Origin of the sequence: Paenibacillus campi (genome assembly GCF_034659835.1) — a bacterium.
In the GTDB taxonomy this organism is placed as follows: domain Bacteria; phylum Bacillota; class Bacilli; order Paenibacillales; family Paenibacillaceae; genus Saccharibacillus; species Saccharibacillus campi.
The window spans coordinates 283,845-304,656 of record NZ_JAXSQZ010000005.1 but is presented as its reverse complement, the minus strand read 5'-3'; the positions used below and the strand labels follow the sequence as shown (position 1 = coordinate 304,656).

The window sequence follows — 20,812 nt, the reverse complement described above, 5'->3', positions numbered from 1 at the left end:
GGCAGGCAACAGACCGCAAATTTAAAATCAAAGTCAATCACAGTGCAATCAATCAACTTTTGGAATAGTCACGTACACGAGGTGGAATCAGCGATACATCAACTTCGTCGTACGAAATTTTCGGACCGTCCGCTGTCCATGTCGCTACCGTCGTTTTCAGGAAGTCTTCGTCATTACGATTCGGGAAGTCCGGCTTGTAATGTGCACCACGGCTTTCATCACGCAGCAGCGCGCCCAGCGTCATCGCTTCGGCAAGCTCCAGCATATTCCACAATTGACGGGTAAACGCCACGCCCTGGTTTGTCCAACGGGAAGCATCGTTCACATCGATTTTCGTGTAGCGTTGTTTCAATTCCTTGATTTTGTTGATCGTTGCTTGCAATTTATCGTTATAACGAACGACCGTCATATTGTCGGTCATCCACTCGCCCAGCTCACGGTGGATCACATAGGCGTTTTCATTGCCATCCATACCGAGCAGACGCTCATATTTGTCTTCATGCTGCTTGCGTGCCTGATCGAATACCGATTGTGGCAGGTCGGCAGCGGATTTTTTGAGTCCTTTTACGTATTCGACTGCCTTTGGCCCGGCAACCATACCGCCGTAAATTGCTGACAGCAGCGAGTTCGCGCCCAGACGGTTGGCACCGTGGTACTGGTACTCACACTCACCGGCTGCAAACAGACCCGGGATATTGGTCATCTGGTTGTAATCGACCCACATGCCGCCCATCGAATAGTGAACCGCAGGGAAGATTTTCATCGGAATTTTGCGCGGATCATCGCCCATGAATTTCTCATAGATTTCGATAATGCCGCCCAGTTTCACGTCCAGCTCTTTCGGGTCTTTGTGAGACAGATCGAGATAAACCATGTTTTCAGCATTGACGCCCAGCTTTTGATTCACACACACATCGAAGATTTCGCGGGTCGCGATATCACGTGGCACGAGGTTACCGTACGCCGGATATTTTTCTTCGAGGAAGTACCACGGCTTGCCGTCTTTGTACGTCCAAATGCGTCCACCTTCACCACGCGCCGATTCGGACATTAGACGCAGCTTGTCGTCGCCTGGAATCGCAGTCGGGTGAATTTGGATAAACTCGCCATTAGCATAGTTAACGCCTTGCTGGTATACCGCACTTGCTGCTGTACCGGTATTAATAACCGAGTTGGTCGTTTTACCGAAAATAATACCAGGACCGCCGCTGGCAAGAATAACCGCATCTGCCGCAAAGCTGGCGATTTCCATCGAACGCAAGTTTTGCGCGGTGACGCCGCGACAGATGCCTTCGTCATCGACAATTGCACCGAGGAACTCCCAGTTCTCATATTTGGTGACAAGACCGGCGGTTTCCCAGCGACGCGCTTGCTCATCGAGTGCGTACAACAGCTGTTGTCCAGTCGTTGCGCCGGCAAATGCCGTCCGGTGATGTTTCGTACCGCCAAAACGACGGAAGTCGAGCAGACCTTCAGGCGTCCGGTTGAACATAACGCCCATCCGGTCCATCAGGTGAATGATGCCTGGTGCAGCATCACACATCGCTTTGACCGGCGGCTGGTTGGCGAGGAAGTCACCGCCATAGACCGTATCATCAAAATGCAGCCACGGCGAATCGCCTTCCCCTTTTGTATTAACCGCACCGTTGATGCCGCCCTGCGCACATACGGAGTGCGAGCGCTTAACAGGTACGAGTGAGAATAGATGAACATGAACGCCAGCTTCTGCCGCTTTGACCGTAGCCATCAGACCAGCAAGGCCGCCGCCCACGATAATGATATTGGATGTTGCCATAAGAAATTACCCTCCCCTTTAACCTGCTTGCTCCGGGGACACGTTCACGATCCGGCAACGGATGATGAATCGTGCCACACCGTGAATTTATGCTACAAACGCACGAATACTTTCAAATGCAACAGTCGGGTCCTGGAACTCCATATTGCGGAAGGCTACCATGGACAGAATGAACATTACCGCCACAATGACGAAGATGGTCATGCAAATATAGCTGGACACACGCTGCGCACGCGGACCAACTGTAATTCCCCATGTGACGAGGAAGGACCAAAGTCCATTAGAGAAGTGGAACGATGCCGATACAACACCGATGGCATACAATACAAATGTGACCGGATTGGTCATAATATTGTGCATAACCCCGCCGAGCTGTTCATGTGTGATATTGCCAAGCGCAACTTGAAAGCGCGTATCATAGACGTGCCATGCGACATAAACAAATGTGATCACACCGGTTACACGCTGTAGCGTATAACGCCAGTTACGCTCATTGCCAAAGTGATTGGTGTTCGGTTTAGCCTGGTATGCGATATACAGACCATAGATGCCGTGGTACAGTAACGGCAAGAAGATAAACACAATCTCCAAAAACAGCACGAGCGGCAAACCGTTCAAAAAGGCAACGCCCTGGTCAAATGATTCCTTTCCTCCTTCATAAGCAGAAAAGTTGGTGATCATGTGCTCAATGAAAAACAGACCAAGCGGAATGATCCCGAGCAACGAGTGCAGCCTTCTGGCGTAGAAGCCTTTCATGAATGACGTTCCCCTTTCATAATTAAGAGCGTTTTCATTGTGACAAATATTAATTATGCCACCTAAACTTGAACGAACGAAAAATTCGGACCTACGTCCATTCTTGCATTAGGAAGTTCCCCATCTTCCGCAGCATTGCAACCTGTTCATACCTGCCAGAAATCCCGATAATTGCGTTTACTATGCGCTTTGTTTGAAGGATCGTCACAGAACAGATGTTGTGAACAAGTTGTGTCACTTTTTATGTTACTCTAAATTGTCTTATAATGGAATTGCAATATAATTATTAATTGTTATAACTTTTTTGCATAAGAGAGGAGCTTTTCGTCTCATGATCGAAGATTTAGATGTGTTTGCGGTCGTAGTGGAGCAATCGAGCCTGAATCAAGCGTCCCGTTTGCTCAATCTGTCTCAGCCGGCGTTATCGCGTAAAATTGCCAAATTAGAGGAACAGCTTGGTGTGGCGCTGTTTAATCGTAACGGCAAACGGCTAGAGCTGACCGCAATCGGCAGGCTGACTTATACGTTTGCGCTAGAGCAGCGGCAGCAGCAGTTACGCTTTTTGCAAAGTTTGAATCGCTATAAATCCGAGGAGCAGACAACCGTTACGTTCGGCGCTAGTTTAACGACGTTGCAAACGACGATGCCACCGCTTGTGCGCAGCTTTACCGAAAAGCATCCCTATGCCGAAGTAAAGCTAATTACTGGCAAAACCCATGAAATTGTCAATGACATTCGTGACAAAAAAGCCGATATCGGCATCGTCGCCTCCTCGATTCATGAGTCTGGACTCGTCTGTGTGCCACTGTTTGACGATCATTTGGAATTGGTCGTACCGAAAGCACATCCGTTAGCCGACAAAAAGCAGCCTAGTATGCAGCATTTGCAAGGGTTGCCGATGATTATGTTTTCCAAAGGCACCTGGTATCGCAAGCTGATCGACGATGTGTTCCATCGCTATATGGTTATGCCTGATCTGCGAATGGAAATCGATTCCTTTGAAGCGATCGTACGGCTGTTGCCGATCTGTATGGCGGCTGCATTGTTACCGCGCTCGTATATCGGTGAACAGCTATTGTCGAGCAATGAACTCGTATCACTGCATATCCCTGAGCTGGAGCAGACGCGCCGGACGACTTGTCTGATTTATAATGAAGCGGCTGAGCTGGGCACGGCGGCAAGGCAATGGATTGCCGATACAACCGCAGGGTTTAAAAGTCGCAAACCGATGATCCGTGATGCAAATATACGGGTGGAAGACAATCCGCCAGTGCTGGAAAATGAGCAATGGCCGCCCGAATAAAAAGCTGAATAGGGTTTGGATTGAAACGGTGCCCAAGTCGTTTAATGAATAACAATCGGATCATGGTTGCTGTCCGTATTGTTGCCTGTTAAATCACGCCATTCGATGCCTACTATATCGATTTATTCGCGGCACACCTCGCTTTTGCAAAGGGGGGGTGATTACGTTACACTTGCAATATCCGTGTCTGCACAAGCCCATATTATATAGAAGATAAGGAGGCAATTATGAATCCTATAGGCAAACCTGTACAACTCAAACCGAATTATAAATGGCTCGGTCTACTTGCCGTTATCGCACTGGTCATCTTTCTGTTCACCCAGGTATTTCCGCTTACTGCCTCGGATACACTAGAAGCGCAGCAAACGGCATCGATTACGGAACAGCAAGCGATTGAGAGCGCCGATGCGTTCAAAGCGAGCCTGCCATTGGACGAACAAGATCGGGCTGCACTTGCTACCCAGCCAACGGTTACTTATGTGACCGATGCCGAACTGAGCGGCTATATCGCTCGCGACAAACTAAACGCCGAATATGCAAGTAACATCGAGAAATGGGCTCCTTATGATGTATTTCGCGTTCATTATCAAGATTCTAACTATGCGGCAGATATAGATGTACATATGAATAACGGCAATGTCGTTGGCTTTCATATCCGTCCTACCCAGTCTGGCAACAATCTCAATATACAATCGGATGATGGCTCACTGTCACTGGCAGACAAGGAGCAGCTGGCAAGTCCGCTACTAAGCAAGCTCGGCTACGATCTGTCCAAGCTGAAACTGCAAACGACCGACGACGAGTCTGGTCTGGACTATATTGTGCCTGATGCCAAATTGGGCGCATCTACACTGCATGTCAAATTGATTTTTGAAAATGATCAAGTCGCTGCGATTACACCTAAAGTCACACCTCCAGCCAGCTATACAAACTATATCGAATCACAAACCCGACTGGCGACATGGCTTACCTTTCTTGGATACGGTCTGTTCACCATCGTACTAGGCGTGCTAGCAATCGTATTCGCTTCACTCAAACGCAAACATACTTCGTTTAAACGAGGCATTGTGTTGACGTGTATGTACACTGCCGTCTCGATGATCAGTGTGTTCAATATGTTGCCTTATCTTGAACGCCAATATGGACAATCCGGCTGGGCAGGCAATCTTACGCTGCTATTCCTCGTTGGCTTGCAGCTTCTCCTGAATGTGATGATGGCGATCCTGCTATACTTCTCACTTGTCGGCGGTGATGGCATGTGGCGTGAACGCGGACTGAATATGTGGCCGCGCTCCCGTGAGCTTGGCTATGGCAAATACGTGCTGCATAGCGCAGCGGTCGGTTATTTGTTCGCGCTCATTTTGCTCGGCGTGCAATCGATCATTTATATGGTGATGGAACCGGCATTTGGCGTCTTTTCGGCTACCGATGATTCCAGTTCACCGTACAATATGGTTGTGCCTGCCCTGTTCCCGCTGCTCGCCTGGATGGCAGGGATCGGTGAAGAAGGCGTATACCGTCTATTCGGCATCATCATGTTGAAAAAGCTAGTGCGCAATACGTTTGTAGCAGCAGCGATCACATCGATTATTTGGGCGCTCGGTCATACGCTGTATCCGATCTATCCGGTTTACTCGCGTCCGATCGAACTGCTCATTATCGGCTTGCTATTTAGTTTCGTATTTGTGCGATATGGCTTTATCGCTGTCGTATTTGCCCATGTGATGTTCGATACGATTTTAATGTCATTGAGTCTGATGTCGCTGGGCGGCTGGGCTAATATTGCGATTGCTATCTTATATATCGCATTGCCAGCGATCGTCGCGTATATTATTTATTTGTACGCTCGGGACAAAGGCGTGGATAATGCTTATCCGCCTTATGTACCACCTGCACCGCAGCAGCCATTTGTGCCGTCAATAGGCGTGATGCCAGATGCTAGTCATCCGTATTATCGTCCAGATGGAGCCGCACCAGGTGAATTGCCGAATGATCCATCACGCTTTAGCCTGTATCAGGAATCGAAGCTGGCAGCACCACCGGCTCCTGCTGCCAAAACGGAGCCAAAAGCGGCGGAATCTGAAAGCAAAAGTAACCCGACAGCACCGTCACTGACGAAACGTGATCCAGATTCAACCGATGGACAGCCATAGACGGTTGTTGTGGTAAATGAATCGCAGTAAAAGTACGGACGGTTGCCTGCTATAGGGTACGTGCTAGATGCTAGATAGGTATAGGATGAAACGGACAGTTCGTTTTATAACAAACAGATAGGCCATCAAGCTACATCGCAATCATAACGATACGATACGATACAACATACGCTACAACGAAACAGACCTCATCTTCGTGGATAGGGTCTGTTTCGTTGTAGCGTATGATTTGTGATTGGAGCGGCTTCAACTTACTAATAAATTACGATCAATGTACTAGCGGACATGTTCAAACTCACTTCCCCGCTCTCCTATCACTTGCTTCTCGGCTATACTTGTGACAATTGCTCCTCCTTCAACACCTGCATATACATACGCGGCGACATGCCAAACTCACGCTGAAATGCTCGATAAAATGTGCTGTAATCGCCAAAACTGAATCGTTCGCAAATGATATGAATCGATTGCCCGGACAACAGCTCTTGTTTGGCAAGATGCAGCTTTTTTTGCACGATATATTTGTGGATCGATATGTTCATATTTTCCGTAAACATTTTCGACAAAAAAGAACGGCTTACGAACAATTGCTGTGCCATCTGCTGTACTGTAATCGGTTCATAAATATGCTCATGAATATAATCAAGCGTCTCGACTAGCAATTTCTCATTGTTCAAATGTTTGGGGCGGTAGCTCCATTGATTGTTCAATTTGGCACGTGCGACCATAATGAGCAATTCATGCATATAAATGCGTGCCAACATATCGGCGCCATATTCCTGTGATTGCGACTGCTCCCAAATATGATGCAGCAAATTGCTAAGCAGTACAATCCGATCGCTGCTTAAACTCAAATGACTGTCGTAAAAATTAATGTTTTGAAACGCAAGTTGCAAATCGGTCGATGCGGTCGAAATCTGTTCCAAATAAGATGGATGCAGCCACAATACATAGCGCTCATACGGATCATCTGATCGAATCAGTTCAGCATAATGTTGCTGACCTGGACGGATCAACATCACATCCCCTGATCGTAGCGCAAAACTGCGTTCCTCCACATGATAGTGCACAGTGCCGGATATTAAAAAATACAACTCATAATGCTGATGAGTATGGCGTTTAAATCGACTTTTCAATTGGCTAAGGGCGGTGTCGCGATTGTAATGTATTTGGTAATCTCGCTGCTCCATGCTTGGCTTGGTAGCATACGTTGTCGGCATCATTTTTTGGCTCATGATATCCTCCATCTGTAACGATTCATTGTACTTCCAAGTATGCTGTTCATTCGTAAACTGCAATGAAGTCAAACGTAAACTTTTAATTAATTCAACTATTTCGATCTCAACCATTTGTTGCATGATGCATAATCCGGCAGCAGCCAAAGACAAATTGCAATATTTCAAAGCGCTTTGACCATGCCCTTTGCGCGGTGTCAGCGCTACAATACAGATGCGGAACAAAACAAGGTCACGACCGGAAAGGAGCGATCCTATTCACATTCTCGAGCAGGTTAGTATAAGCAAACATAAGCATACCGCCAATGAAGATGCGCTTGTTGTCACCGATCATTTTATCGCTGTCATCGATGGTGTAACGAGCAAGGTGCCGCTTCGTTATGACGGTAAAACAACCGGCAGAATCGCGATGGAGCTAGTGCGCCAACATATGCAGCAATTAACTGCCACTACGACGGTTCATCAGTTTATTAATTCTGTTAACAACGATTTTTTAACAAAATGGCATACGATTGCTGATCCCCATCTTCATCATGAACAACCATTTCAGGCAGTAGCAGCGATCTATTCTCATTATTACCGGCAAATTTGGCTAATTGGCGATTGCCAGCTGCAAATTGATGGGCAGTATTATGCCAATCCAAAACAGAGCGATACGATTTTGTCCGACATGCGCAGTTTAATTTTGACGCTCCATGAATGGCAACCCGAACTGGTACCCACTGTTGATGATCCGGGTAGAGCATTTATTTTACCGTGGATTCAGCAAGCGTGCCTGTTTGCTAATCGAGATATCCCCGATTATGGCTATGCGGTGCTAAACGGACAGCCGATTCCGGAGCGTTTGCTGCGTGTGTTTCAACTGGATGATGGGGCACATGAAATCATTTTGGCAAGTGACGGTTATCCACGTATCGAATCGACGTTGGCGCAAACCGAAGCGTATTTGCAAGCACAACTCCGGCATGATCCGATGTGCTATAAACATTATCGTTCCACCAAAGGTATGACACCACAGTCCGATAGCTTTGACGATCGTACGTATATTCGATTCCAAATTTGAAAGGAAGATTGTCTATGAAAGCAACGATATTTAAATGCAAATTCAGGCTTTTACTCAGCATTATTACGCTGCTCATTCCCGTTACATTAACGGCATGCAGCACTCCATCCGGCTCTACCGCAACAACGAGCAATACGGCTGCCGATGCCAGCGCCGCGAGCGAGCAGCCTGTTTTGGACATCCAATCGATTCTAGCGCAAAAACCGAGCGGTCAACAGATCGTCGTTGCCACTAACAATACCGGCAATGGACGGGATCAATGGCTAGCCGATGCCGCCCGGCAAGCCGGATTTAATATTAAACTGGTCGGTCTCGGCGGCGGTGATCTGACGGCACGTGTCATTGGCGAAGTGAACAATCCTACCTTAAATGTCGTCTGGGGTCCATCCGATACGATGTTCAAGTCGATGAGCAATGCCGGAGCACTCGTAAAATGGACACCGAGCTGGTCAGATCAATTGACCGATACGCAAGCCGATAACGGTTATGGTTGGTCGTATGAGCTACAGCCCAAACTGCTCATCGCCAATCCAAAGTTGTATACGACCGCAACCGCGCCGACCAGCTACCAAGATTTATGGCAAAAACCGCAATATCACGGCAAATATGCCGTACCGACCGACTTTAGCGGTACGACCAATCGCGCAATCATCGGCGGCATTCTCGCCCAATATGTTGACCCCAAAGGCGAGCTTGGCGTATCACAAGCAGGCTGGGATGCGATCAAGCAATATTTTCAATATGGCTATCAGACACCAAAAGGCGAAAAAGACTTGCAAAATCTAGTCGATGGCAAAGTTCCGATCACTTATATTTACGCTTCCGGTCTCAAATCATTTATCGACACATACCATATGCAGCCGCTCATTATTTACAGCACAACCGGCGAGCCGACCAATACGAATCAGCTCGGTGTCGTCAAAAACAGCAATGCTGCGGTGATGGAAGAATCGATTCGTTTTGCCAACTGGCTCGGCAGTGCCCGCATGATGGCCGATTATGCCGCCAAATACGGCAGTATCGTCGTCAACCGACAGGCACAAGCGCAAATCGACCCGTTTATGCAACAAATTATGAAAAAGTCCAAACCAGAGCAAGCGAACTGGACTGACATCAACTCGATGATGGATCAATGGGTCGCCAAAATTCAACTGGAATATATAAAATGACATCGGAGTGGAGGCGAGCGTATGATTCGGCTAAACGGGCTTGAAATTCATTTCAATCATAAAGCGATCATTCAAAATTTGTCGCTGGACATTCAAAAAGGTGAGTTTTTTACCTTTTTGGGTCCATCCGGTTGTGGCAAAACGACCACATTGAAAGCGATCACCGGCTTTATTACGCCAACAAAAGGCAGCATTCAGGTGAACGGCAACGATATTACCTATTTGCCGGTGGAAGAACGCAATATCGGCATGGTATTTCAAAATTACGCGTTATTCCCAACGATGACTGTGCAAGAAAATATTATTTTTGGCTTAAAAGAGCATAAATGGTCTAAAGATCGCATTCGTGCCCGGCTAGAACAGGTCGCACAAATGGTCAATTTAACCGCTGAACAGTTGCGCAAACAGGTGACCGAGCTGTCCGGCGGTCAACAGCAGCGGGTCGCGATTGCACGCACGCTGGCGCTTAAGCCAGATATTATCGTACTCGATGAACCGCTCTCCAATCTGGATGCCAAACTGCGTAAAAAGTTACGCAGCGAATTAAAACGTATCCAGGCTGCATCCGGCGTTACGATGATTTATGTGACCCATGATCAGGAAGAAGCGCTTACGCTGTCCGATCGTATCGCGGTATTTAATGAAGGTGCCATTGAACAGGTCGGTACGCCGTACGATATTTATTATCAGCCGACGTCCGAATTTGTGGTCGATTTTATCGGGGAGGCGAATCGGCTTCAGCCATCCATACTTACCAAACTAAGCGAATGCAATGCCGATTTTAATGTTCAGCCTCAGCAACGGGTATATGTGCGCTCAGAGCATATTAAACAGCATATTGCCGCAGCGGTGCTGGACGATTATTATGTGCTGGATGCTCAGTTCGAGAGTGAGGAATTTTACGGATTGCATGTAAAACGCATCTTTAAAGTGGCAGGCGAGCCGCTTAGCAGCATATCGAACGGGGTCGATCAAACGATGCAGCGTGGCGATAATAAGCGGCTATATATCGGCAAACACGATCTTATTTTTTTCGGAATGGAGCTTGATGATGCACGAGATGTTGATCCGTTATCGTCTTAAAAAACAGGTCGCTTATATCGGGGTGATGATCGCATTGCTCTGGGCTATTTTCACCTTTCTCATCTATCCGAATTTGGAATTGATTCGCACGACACTGATGCCGCAAGCACAGTTTAACATACAGCCGATGATGAATATTCTCGCATCAGCACGAGCGATGAACAGCTTAAGCCATTCGCTGCTGCTTGGTTGTAGTCTAGCGATTACGGTGGCGCTGCTCGGTCTGTTTCAAATTTTGGTGCTCGACTATTTCTATATTAAAGGCAGCCGCTGGTTAACGATTGCGTATCATTCCCCGCTGATTTGCAACGGCATGGTACTCGTCATGGCGTACAATTTTTTATATGGCAGTCAAGGCTTTGTGACCGCATTGCTGCCCGGTTTGCCTGCGACATGGTTTCAAGGCTTCTGGGCGGTATTGATCGAGCTCACCTTTGCCGGTACGTCCAATTATATACTGTTTGTGCGTAATTCATTGCGTTCGGTCGATAACCAGACGATTGAAGCGGCACGCAATCTCGGTGTGAGCAAAGTACGCATTTTAATAAAAATAGTGCTGCCGTGTCTGAAGCCTGCTTTGCTTGCTGCATCAATTATTGCGTTTATTACCGGCATATCGGCGCTGGCGACGCCGCAGGTGCTTGGCGGTACAAACTTTGAAACGATCAATACGCTTATTTATTCATTTGCGCAAACATTAACGACCCGTAATTATGCGGCAGTGCTGGCGATTTTGCTTGGCTGTATGACGGTGACTGTATTGCTAATTTCGATTCGGATTGAAAAAAAGGGATATTATTTGTCCGTCTCCAAAGTGAAAACGAATTTGAGCAAACAGACGATTCGCTCGCCATTCATCCGCATTACGATGACGATCATCGCGCATTTGATCGCGCTCATGCAGACGGTGCCGCTAGTAGCTGTATTTTGTTTCTCTTTTATGCCGGTCACCGATCTGTATGCAGGTAGTATACAGATACAGCATTTTTCGCTCGCCAATTATGAGGCGGTATTTCAATCGGTCGCCGGTGTGCAGCCGTTATTTACGAGTATAGTATATGCGGCAACAGCAAGCTTGCTCATTGTGTTGCTGATGTTATGTATCGGCAGACTGCTTACCAAACATGCCAATCGCTGGACAGGCGGGCTGGAATTTCTGCTGCAAATTCCGTGGTTTCTGCCGTCTACATTGATTGCGCTCGGTTTGTTAATGACATTCAATCGCTCCAATCCACTTGTCGGCGGTATGGTGCTGACAGGAACGGTGTTTATTTTATTAATCGGCTATATGATTTTGGTCACACCGTATACGCTCCGTATGATCAAAGCCGCTTATGCCAGCATCGATCGCACATTGGAAGATGCCGCCCAAAATCTAGGTGCTTCTTCATGGCGGATGTATTGGAAAGTCGTATTTCCGATGTTGCTGCCGCTCGTGCTGTCCGTGTTTTTGCTGAATTTTATCGGTTTGCTGGCGGAATATGATCTGTCTGTGTTTTTATTTCATCCACTGTATCAACCGCTTGGTGTTGTGCTGAATGCAGCGACCAATCCGGAAGCGGCTCCGCAGGCGCAGATGTTAAGCTTTGTGTATTCGGTGTTGATTATGATCGTGTCCACGACCGCGATTGTGTTAGTGTATCGCCAACAGCGGCGTTAAACATCATCCTACAGATGATCGGGCAAACTATCGTTGGCGGCTGTTCCCATTCGCTTGGCTAAACAACAATGCAAATCGAATGAACATCGTTTCGCTCCTTTTAACACCTTTTCGTGATCTATCTAAACAACAATGCAAAATCGAATGAATACCTGCCGTAGCAACAATTGTGATGTTGTGTAATTACTGCACCATTTATAATCGCTAAGGAGTGCTTATCTATGCAAGACGAAGCAAGCTACAAGTTTGACCAGCACGGACAAGCCCAATATTACCCAGGCAATACGGTCATTAGTTTTATCCATGACGATCGGTTTGCCGTCTATCGGCTGGCAAAACAAGTGAGCCAGCGCTTTCGTGAATCAAGCATTGCACATGTATATGCTTTTTTGCCGTATAATTCGTTTCATATGACCGTCTTAAAATTATGCCGTGAAATCGATCGCGGTACAGCACTCTGGTCGCCTCTGTTGCCGAACGATGCTTCATTTACAGAAATCGATCGCATATTACAATCGATTGTTGCCGGCATCGCCAAACCGGAGCCGATTCAGATGCGTGTGCAAGCATGTCATTCCGCCAGCATTCGATTAGAACCAGCTACTACAGCTGATGCGCAGCGCATTGCCGATTATCGTGAACGATTGGCACAAGCGACACGTATACGCCATGCTGATCATGACCATTATCCGTTTCATCTTACGTTTTCGTATCAGCTTGCAGCAGTGCTAGATGCGGAGCAAGAAGCAGTGGTAGAAAATATATGTAGCGAGTACAACAAGCTCATCCAACGTGAACCGATCTCATTTGCATTGCCAGAGCCTGTATTTGCTATTTTCAATACGATGCTACATTATGATACGGATTTACAAACGAGAATAATCAAGTGAAACAATCGGCATAATCGCAGGCATGCGAGCGATTATAACAAATGTACAGCTCGTTCATTGCCAAATGCGCCCTCGTGGACGTACATGCAGCAATCAGGCAAATAACGATACGATCAACAATATGACCAGACAAACATACTGGAACAGAATCATCGCCAGTCTGGTCACGATCAGCAACACCAATGGCAGCACATTCAGCTAACAATCCGTTGCAATGACGATCATAAACAACAATGGCGTACTGACCTGTCGCTTGACAGGTAGGTACGCCATTGTGATCGTATTCAGCTGCTCTGTAACCTATGTGGACGATCTGCTCCTGCGTTGGGCAGCACTTCATTGTGATCGGATTTAGTCGCTCTGTAAACTACTCCTATTCCTCACGCAATGCTTCCAAAATCGTCTGTGCCAACTTATCTCCGATCGACAATGGACGGAAATCTTCTACACTTGCTTCACGAATTTTTTTCACCGAGCCGAAATGTTTTAGCAATTGCTTGCGGCGCTTTTCCCCAATACCGGGAATGCTATCCAATTGAGATACGATCATCGATTTGGCGCGTTGCTCGCGATGGAACGTAATCGCAAAGCGATGCACTTCATCCTGAATCCGTTGCAGTAAATAAAACTCCTGGCTGTCCCGTGCCAACCGCACCGGCTCCGGCGGATCGCCAATCATTAACTGTGCGGTACGGTGCTTCGCATCTTTGACGAGACCGCAGACTGGAATATACAGTCCCAGTTCATTTTCCAGCACATCGATCGCCGCCGAAATTTGACCTTTACCGCCATCGACGACGATCAAATCAGGCATTTCCAAATTTTCTTTGAGTACACGCTCATAGCGGCGGCGAATCACTTCACGCATCGTGCCATAATCATCGGCACCTTCAACGGTACGAACTTTGTATTTACGGTATTCTTTACGTGCTGGCTTGCCATCTACAAATACGACCATCGCGGACACCGGATTCGTACCTTGAATGTTCGAGTTATCAAATGCTTCAACCCGATGCAAATTTTGCAATCCGATCGCCTGACCGAGATTTTCAGCAGCTTTGGACGTACGTTCTTCATCACGTTCGATCAACCGGAATTTCTCATCCAGCGATACACGCGCATTGTCCTGCGCCATCGTTACTAACTGCCGTTTCAGACCACGGCGCGGAATGAGCACTTTTACACTTAGCCATTGTTGTAACAATGCCGCACTGCTGACCGCATCATGTGATTCTTTGGTTGCTGTAGCGTCATCTACGGTCTGCACATCGTCTGCACTAGTAACAACATCCGCGTCGTCTACCTGCTCCCCTTCGTCCTCTACATCCGCCGCCGCAAGCTGTTCGGCATTCACACGCTGCAAACGAATCCGCGTAGCCATCTCCGCTGCCGAAACGGTTGATGCAACTGACGCAACATCATATGTCGCATTCGTCTCGGCAACACGCATGACGGACGTTGCTGCCTCCGCTGTACCTGCTTCATCATCATTACCGCCCACATCGGGCATCGTCAGCCCTTCCTGCTCAGCAGCGGCGAGCGCTTGCTCACTATGATCCAGCTCGACCACCGTCTCCTCTGCAGGCAACATAATTTCCTGTGGCATCGCTGGATTTTCGCTATAATACTGGGTCACATACGACATAAAATCATTGTACGGTTCCCCATAAAACGGAAATACCGACGCATGCCGCTCGATCATTTTACCTTGACGCACATACAAAATTTGGACACACATCCAGCCTTTGTCGACGGCAAAGCCAAAAATATCGCGGTCTTTGGCATCTGCCATCGTAATTTTCTGCTTTTCCATCAGCGCGTCGATATGGCGAATTTGATCACGTAATTCCTTTGCCCGTTCAAAATACAAATCTTCCGCCGCTTCCTCCATTTTACGTTGCAAATCGTTTTTGATTTCTTCATGTCCACCGCTCAAAAAACGGGTAATTTCCTGCCGGATATCTTCATACGACTTTTCCGGCACTTCATATTCACAAGGCGCAAGACATTGCCCCATATGATAGTACAAGCACACTTCTTTGGGCATCACTTTGCATTTGCGTAGCGGGTACATCCGATCAAGCAGCTTTTTCGTTTGCTGCGCGGCAAACGCATTCGGATACGGGCCAAAATATTTCGCTTTATCTTTCAGCACACGCCGCGTCACTTCCAAACGCGGATGCTCCTCATTCGTAATTTTGATATATGGGAATGTTTTATCATCTTTTAACAGCACATTGTATTTGGGCTGATGCGTTTTGATCAAATTACATTCCAAAATGAGTGCTTCCATATTGCTGCCGGTTACAATATATTCAAAATCGCGAATATCCGCGACCAATCGCTGTGTTTTGCCATCATGGCTACCTGAAAAATAAGAACGTACACGGTTTTTGAGCACTTTGGCTTTGCCGACATAAATGATCGTTCCTTGTCTGTTTTTCATCAAATAGCAGCCGGGCAGATCGGGCAGCAACGCGAGCTTATTGCGAATATTGTCCATCGCCAGCTCCTGCTCCCGGATCGTTTCGATATGCGAATCCATAGCGCTCTCCTTTCTAGATCGTTACCGTTCAAATAAGAACGGCAACATATGTTCTATTATAAACTAAAATCCCCTTTCGAATCCATTACCCTACCCTAATAACAACAAAAACCTCCGGCTACAAGCCGAAGGTTTCGTTTGCCTGCCCTGCTCCACTTAAACGGTGAGGCGACAAGCTGTATTTCATCATATACACAATGAATTATTGATGTTTTGCCAGGATCGATTTCAAGGAATCTTTAGAGTTCAGACCAACCACTTTATCAACCGGTTGACCGTCTTTGAAAAAGATCATCGTCGGAATGCTCATCACGCCGAAACGGGAAGCCGATTCAGGGTTTTCATCCACATTAACTTTGGCGATTTTTACGCTGTCGCCAACTTCAGTTGCCAGCTCGTCCAAAATTGGAGCAAGCATTTTACAAGGGCCGCACCAAGGTGCCCAGAAGTCTACCAGTACAGTGCCTTGTTCTTCTACTTCATTTGCGAACGTTTGATCAGATACGTTAACGATTGCCATGGAAATAGCCTCCTCAGATACATTTATTTGAATTATTCATTATTTAACAACGAATGAGGTCATTACAACCATATTATAACACAGAACAGCAAATTCCGAAACAATAAATACAAATCTTTCATATCTAACTTTAATTTAGTAAGTATTTTCCGTTTTGGAATCAACTTCTGTTCTGACTGTTTCTATTATAATCATTTCTTGTAAAAAAGGAATGCTTTTCATCAGAAACTCATCATTGGCGTCATCCTATTGCCGCTTGCTTGGCACTATGCCTATGCCATTAACATCTGACATCAGTACTCAATTGATTCGGCTCAAGCTGCTCCATTTACGCGATACCAGTATACCGAATGGATACAATGGATTGCGATGGAGCAGCGGGCAAATTTGCATACATTCATTTCTTCATCCATCTACTCAAATGCCGTCCAACCCGCCGCGTTTATTTTCCCCGCTTACACTGACCACATCGACAAATGGAGCGATCCGGTTGAGCAGACGCTCGCCTTTGTATCGTTCCTCACCGTCTTTGTTTGTGAAGCTTAAATGTTGCAGCAATGCTTCCATCGAATAATTGGACGTATAAAATGTCGGCTTGCGCTCCATCCGATAATTTAGAATTGCACCAAGCACATGATCACGTACCCACGGGTTTAAATTTTCCGCCCCGATATCGTCAAATACGAGCAGGTCGGTGTTTTTCATCATCTCGATCGTTTGTTTAAAACGGTTGTTATCTTGTATCATCGATTTCAAATCTTCGACAAACTCCGGCATATATACGATCACGCCAGTATAACCTACTTTGGCGAGTTCATGCAGCATATAAGACATTAAAAACGTTTTGCCCGTGCCAAAATGCCCGACCAAATACAGCCCTTTGGCAGACAGACCGTCTTGTTTCACTCCATTAATATAATTGAAAATTTGTTTGACCGCCGGTACACGCTCCATATCTTTCGCTACGATTTCCATCGCATTATAGCCTTCATTCAGCGCACGGTCATCGACATAAAAGCTCTGGATACGCTCACGCACCTGTAGCTCATGCTGTCTCACCCGTTGCTTTTGACATGGCGTTTTGCGCTCATGCAGCCGTGTGCCTTCCTCAGAAGGCTGGACGACCAGATTGGTGTAATGCCCTTGAAAGTCATTCGGACAACGATCCAGCCCCGGACAATTGTCGCAATGACGCCGGTCACCAATATACTGATATAGCTTGCTCAGATTGGTCAGCAGCTCCCGATCGGTTAGCTCGGGATGCTTGCTGCGCAGTTCCAGCACCAGCGGATCACCTAGTAGCTGTGCGGCAATTTTATCCGATTGTTCCCGAAACCGGGAATTTTTCATCTGCCGCAGCAGATCACCGATGGATTCCATGGTGGTTGGCTCCTCCCTTTATTTAACATACATTGTGGCAATATTACGATCATAAATGGACAAATTTATACGCTTGGTTTGCCGGATTGCAATTGTTCCGCGAGCCGCATCACTTCTGCCAACTCATCTTCGGAAATGCCGGACGCCTGTCCTTTTGTATTTTCCACAATCGGAATTTCCGGCTTTGAACGGGCATTGCGATTGTACGTACGATTGCCGCGTTTGCCGCCGGCACCTGCTGCTGTACGCCCTTGTGCTGGATCGTTCAGCTGCTGATCCAGCTTCTGCTGCTCGCGCACATAACGCACCGCTTTTTCGTACGTATTCACCTGCTGATTCAGCATATTGGTTACGATCCAGTCGACGAATTTGCTGCTTAGGCGCTCGCCGGGCTGCGACATTTTCACCGCCAGCAAATAATGAATGAGCACATTCATCACTTCTTCAGGCAGCTTATAATTAATATCGATATGCTCGAAAATGTCGTGAATGCTGTTCGGCACACTGCCTGGATAAAACATTTCCAGTACCCGTGTATACGGCTGATTGCGCAGCATCATATTGTACTGACTCGTATCGCATTTGCCGGTAAACTGACGCGGCACATCAAGGAAAAATTCCATCTCGACCGCATGTTCCACCGGCGTATCGGATACCGCTTCATCGCCGGTTGCAGATGCGGCTTTGTGCTCCGCTTCTTGCTGCTTACGTAAGGAAACGACTTTTGCTTCATAAATCTGCCGCTCCTCGGTACGCTTTTTGCCTTGCCGGAATTGCAAATTCGCCCGCCGCTGAATTTCTTCCTCCGCCAGCTCACCGCTAGTTGTAAACACACCGTCCTCATCCAGCATACGGCAAATGTCCTGAATGTCTAGCTTATATTTGTACGCAATATAGCTCAGTATGTTCATCTGCTCCGGCTGAAAGCGAAGCTGCTCCACATATTGACGATTGCGTGAACCACGCGGAAAATAACGAATAATATCGGCGTAATTAATCAAATCTTCCTCGCTCACCTTCGGCTGGCGACCGCGCGGCTGTGCGCTCACTTCGGTTAACGCCTGCTCCAGCTCATAATCGATCACATGCGTGTTTAGCTCGAAAATATCATAAAACGGCTGCGAAATATTTTCCCGCTGTACCGACGGATGTTCCCATTCCTCCGGCTGTACGGCAAAAAACTGCTCCCGCAGCGCCAGCACCGCAAACTTACCAACCTTATCACGCAGCAGCAATGTCAAATGCTGGGTACGAAAAAACTCGCCCGGCGCCAACGGTGGCTGCAACTCGTATTCATATATATAATCATCCTGCTCCGGAAAATAGACACGACTCGTCTGCAACAGACCGACCGCTTCCAGCAGTGAAGCCTGTTCCATCAGTTGCTTGCGTCCGCGTTCGCCCGGCTCCAAACCGAGTGTAAGGAACAATCCGCGCTGCTGCTCCACAGCCGAATAACCAACACGGCGTGCATCTACCTGCTCACATAGCAGCCGATACAAACTGATCGCAAACGCACCGGTCAACGGCTGGTAGACAAGACTTAACATCCGCTCGTCCAAATGACCAAGTCCAAACTCGCGGTATACGCAGTAGCGATGATTTTCTGTAAAATGAAGCAAATTTTTGATGCGCATAATTCGCCCCCTTTTTTGCTTGCGCCCAATATGCGGAATTCTATTCTACCACAAATCCGTTTCGTTCAAGCGGAAAAAGAAGTTCAAATTTCCGACTCAATCCGCACCGCTCTTGCTGAGCATCCATCGTTTGCCACCTTACGCCAGATCGCCCATTTTTTTGTGCTTCGTTAGCTCACGAATGCCGCTCAAATCGTTGCAGCGGATGAACAATTCGGATGAAGCAACCATGAACAGAGTGTGAAGTCAATTGCCCTGTCTAGGTGCTTGCGGTACAATAAAAAAGTCAGCATAAGCGTGATCGGTTCCATTATGATCTGCTATTGACGAGCAAGACGACGGTTTGCGCAAGCATGCTGATCAGCAATGACAAACGCTTTTTTTAATAATACAAGCAAGACTCCGGCTTGCCGGATATTTATATTACGTACAGGAGTGATTCATAATTATGAACGAAGCAGTAGCTACACTGGAGGGCTGGTATGCCCTGCATGACTTCCGTACGATGGACTGGACAGCCTGGAAAGCTGCCGATGATGAAGAACGAGCGGTCGCTCTGGAAGAACTGAACGTACTGCTGGATGAGTGGAACAGCGTGAACGAAGCCGGAACCGGCAGCACAGCTACTTACAATATTGTCGGACAAAAAGCCGATTTTGTTATGATGCATCTGCGCGAGACGCTGGAAGACCTGAACGCGATCGAAGTGGAATTTGCCAAAACGACATTCGCTCGCTTTACGCAAAAAGCGTATTCGTACGTCAGTGTCGTCGAGCTGAGCAGCTATATGGCTGGCAATAGCGACGAAGACCCAATGCAAAATCCACATGTGGTGGCACGACTGAAGCCTGCTTTACCGGGTTCGCGTTACATTTGTTTTTATCCGATGAACAAAACACGCAATCTGTCGGACAACTGGTATATGCTACCGATGGAAGAACGCCGTGAAATGATTCGCAGCCACGGTCTGATCGGACGCAGCTATGCAGGTAAAGTCAAACAGATTATTACCGGTTCGGTCGGTTTGGACGACTGGGAATGGGGCGTTACACTGTTCGCAGACGATGCACTTCAGTTCAAAAAGCTCGTATATGAAATGCGCTTTGACGAAGCGAGCGCACGCTTTGGCGAATTTGGCGCTTTCTACGTCGGCAGCCTGCTCAACAGCGAAAAATTCGACGAGATGTTAAAGCTATAATGTAGCCGCAAAAACCGCTCCGATTGTTTCATCAGCCAGCATTCCGTTTTCATACGGATGCTGGCTGTTTGCCGTTATTTCTGCGCAACACTACTATTACCGTTTCCGCATACGTTTGATAGCGATCGTTCATCCCCACGAACAGGCAGGCAAACGTAAACGCTAAATCCGCTTCTCGATAAATGCACTGCTACCAATAAAAATGCCACAGCTTCGCCGGCTAACGTATCGAGTACGATCTGCAAACAGGTGTATATTTGCCGAGCTGCACAGATCATTTCTCCTTTTACGTTACAACCGGATTCGGTCAGCGGCGTTACTTTCAGAATGAACGAATGCAGATACAGTTTTATTTATAATCTTCCACACTTCCCTGTCAATTTCTTCAATCAAACCGTTTTCTAAATAGCCCTTCTAATAGTTTAATA

Annotated in this window: 15 protein-coding genes; 8 read left to right on the top strand and 7 right to left on the bottom strand. The window is 47.2% G+C overall.

Translation table 11 applies throughout. The features are described from left to right. Positions 1-52 precede the first annotated feature (52 nt). Positions 53-1,795: a succinate dehydrogenase flavoprotein subunit gene (gene sdhA / locus U1I11_RS14450; protein ID WP_322906830.1), complete on the bottom strand. Its 1,743-nt coding sequence runs from the start codon at positions 1,793-1,795 to the stop codon at positions 53-55. An 87-nt stretch (positions 1,796-1,882) separates the two neighbouring features. After that, the gene (locus U1I11_RS14445) at positions 1,883-2,551 is read right to left on the bottom strand and encodes a succinate dehydrogenase cytochrome b558 subunit (RefSeq protein ID WP_322906829.1); all 669 of its coding nucleotides are present in this window, start codon (positions 2,549-2,551) and stop codon (positions 1,883-1,885) included. A gap of 331 nt (positions 2,552-2,882) precedes the next feature. Here U1I11_RS14445 and U1I11_RS14440 point away from each other — a divergent pair, with 331 nt between their 5' ends. Then, positions 2,883-3,854, top strand: a complete 972-nt coding sequence (locus U1I11_RS14440; RefSeq protein WP_322906828.1) for a LysR family transcriptional regulator — start codon at positions 2,883-2,885, stop codon at positions 3,852-3,854. A 227-nt stretch (positions 3,855-4,081) separates the two neighbouring features. Next, the gene (locus tag U1I11_RS14435; RefSeq protein WP_322906827.1) at positions 4,082-6,007 is read left to right on the top strand and encodes a CPBP family intramembrane glutamic endopeptidase; all 1,926 of its coding nucleotides are present in this window, start codon (positions 4,082-4,084) and stop codon (positions 6,005-6,007) included. Between the two features lie 329 nt (positions 6,008-6,336). Here U1I11_RS14435 and U1I11_RS14430 read toward each other — a convergent pair whose 3' ends face one another. Beyond that, complete coding sequence (locus U1I11_RS14430) at positions 6,337-7,239, bottom strand: helix-turn-helix transcriptional regulator (RefSeq protein WP_322906826.1); 903 nt, start codon at positions 7,237-7,239, stop codon at positions 6,337-6,339. Between the two features lie 214 nt (positions 7,240-7,453). Between U1I11_RS14430 and U1I11_RS14425 the strand changes: the two genes are divergently transcribed. The 5 genes from U1I11_RS14425 (at position 7,454) to U1I11_RS14405 (ending at position 13,104) form a co-directional block, all read left to right on the top strand. Next, positions 7,454-8,302, top strand: a complete 849-nt coding sequence (locus tag U1I11_RS14425) for a hypothetical protein (RefSeq protein ID WP_322906825.1) — start codon at positions 7,454-7,456, stop codon at positions 8,300-8,302. A gap of 14 nt (positions 8,303-8,316) precedes the next feature. Then, the gene (locus tag U1I11_RS14420) at positions 8,317-9,471 is read left to right on the top strand and encodes an ABC transporter substrate-binding protein (RefSeq protein WP_322906824.1); all 1,155 of its coding nucleotides are present in this window, start codon (positions 8,317-8,319) and stop codon (positions 9,469-9,471) included. Positions 9,472-9,492: 21 nt separating this feature from the next. After that, entirely contained in the window at positions 9,493-10,554 is a 1,062-nt protein-coding gene (locus tag U1I11_RS14415) for an ABC transporter ATP-binding protein (protein WP_322906823.1), read from the top strand. Further along, complete coding sequence (locus tag U1I11_RS14410; RefSeq protein WP_322906822.1) at positions 10,520-12,214, top strand: ABC transporter permease; 1,695 nt, start codon at positions 10,520-10,522, stop codon at positions 12,212-12,214. Before U1I11_RS14415 ends, U1I11_RS14410 begins: the two co-directional genes overlap by 35 nt. 221 nt (positions 12,215-12,435) lie before the next feature. Continuing rightward, on the top strand, positions 12,436-13,104 hold the full coding sequence (locus U1I11_RS14405; protein ID WP_322906821.1) for a DUF1868 domain-containing protein: 669 nt from the start codon (positions 12,436-12,438) through the stop codon (positions 13,102-13,104). Positions 13,105-13,477: 373 nt separating this feature from the next. Here U1I11_RS14405 and uvrC read toward each other — a convergent pair whose 3' ends face one another. The 4 genes from uvrC to U1I11_RS14385 form a co-directional block, all read right to left on the bottom strand. Beyond that, positions 13,478-15,649 carry an excinuclease ABC subunit UvrC gene (gene uvrC, locus U1I11_RS14400; RefSeq protein WP_322906820.1) on the bottom strand — a complete coding sequence of 724 codons (2,172 nt, stop codon included), beginning with the start codon at positions 15,647-15,649 and terminating at the stop codon, positions 13,478-13,480. A gap of 202 nt (positions 15,650-15,851) precedes the next feature. After that, entirely contained in the window at positions 15,852-16,169 is a 318-nt protein-coding gene (trxA, locus tag U1I11_RS14395) for a thioredoxin (protein WP_188776970.1), read from the bottom strand. Between the two features lie 417 nt (positions 16,170-16,586). Further along, complete coding sequence (gene dnaI / locus U1I11_RS14390; RefSeq protein ID WP_322906819.1) at positions 16,587-17,549, bottom strand: primosomal protein DnaI; 963 nt, start codon at positions 17,547-17,549, stop codon at positions 16,587-16,589. 65 nt (positions 17,550-17,614) lie between these two features. After that, entirely contained in the window at positions 17,615-19,186 is a 1,572-nt protein-coding gene (locus tag U1I11_RS14385; protein WP_322906818.1) for a replication initiation and membrane attachment family protein, read from the bottom strand. A 448-nt stretch (positions 19,187-19,634) separates the two neighbouring features. On the opposite strand from U1I11_RS14385, the gene hemQ reads away from it, so the two are divergent. Continuing rightward, positions 19,635-20,384 (top strand): hydrogen peroxide-dependent heme synthase, encoded by a 750-nt coding sequence (hemQ, locus tag U1I11_RS14380; protein WP_322906817.1) that lies wholly within the window; start codon positions 19,635-19,637, stop codon positions 20,382-20,384. The last annotated feature ends 428 nt before the right edge of the window (positions 20,385-20,812 follow it).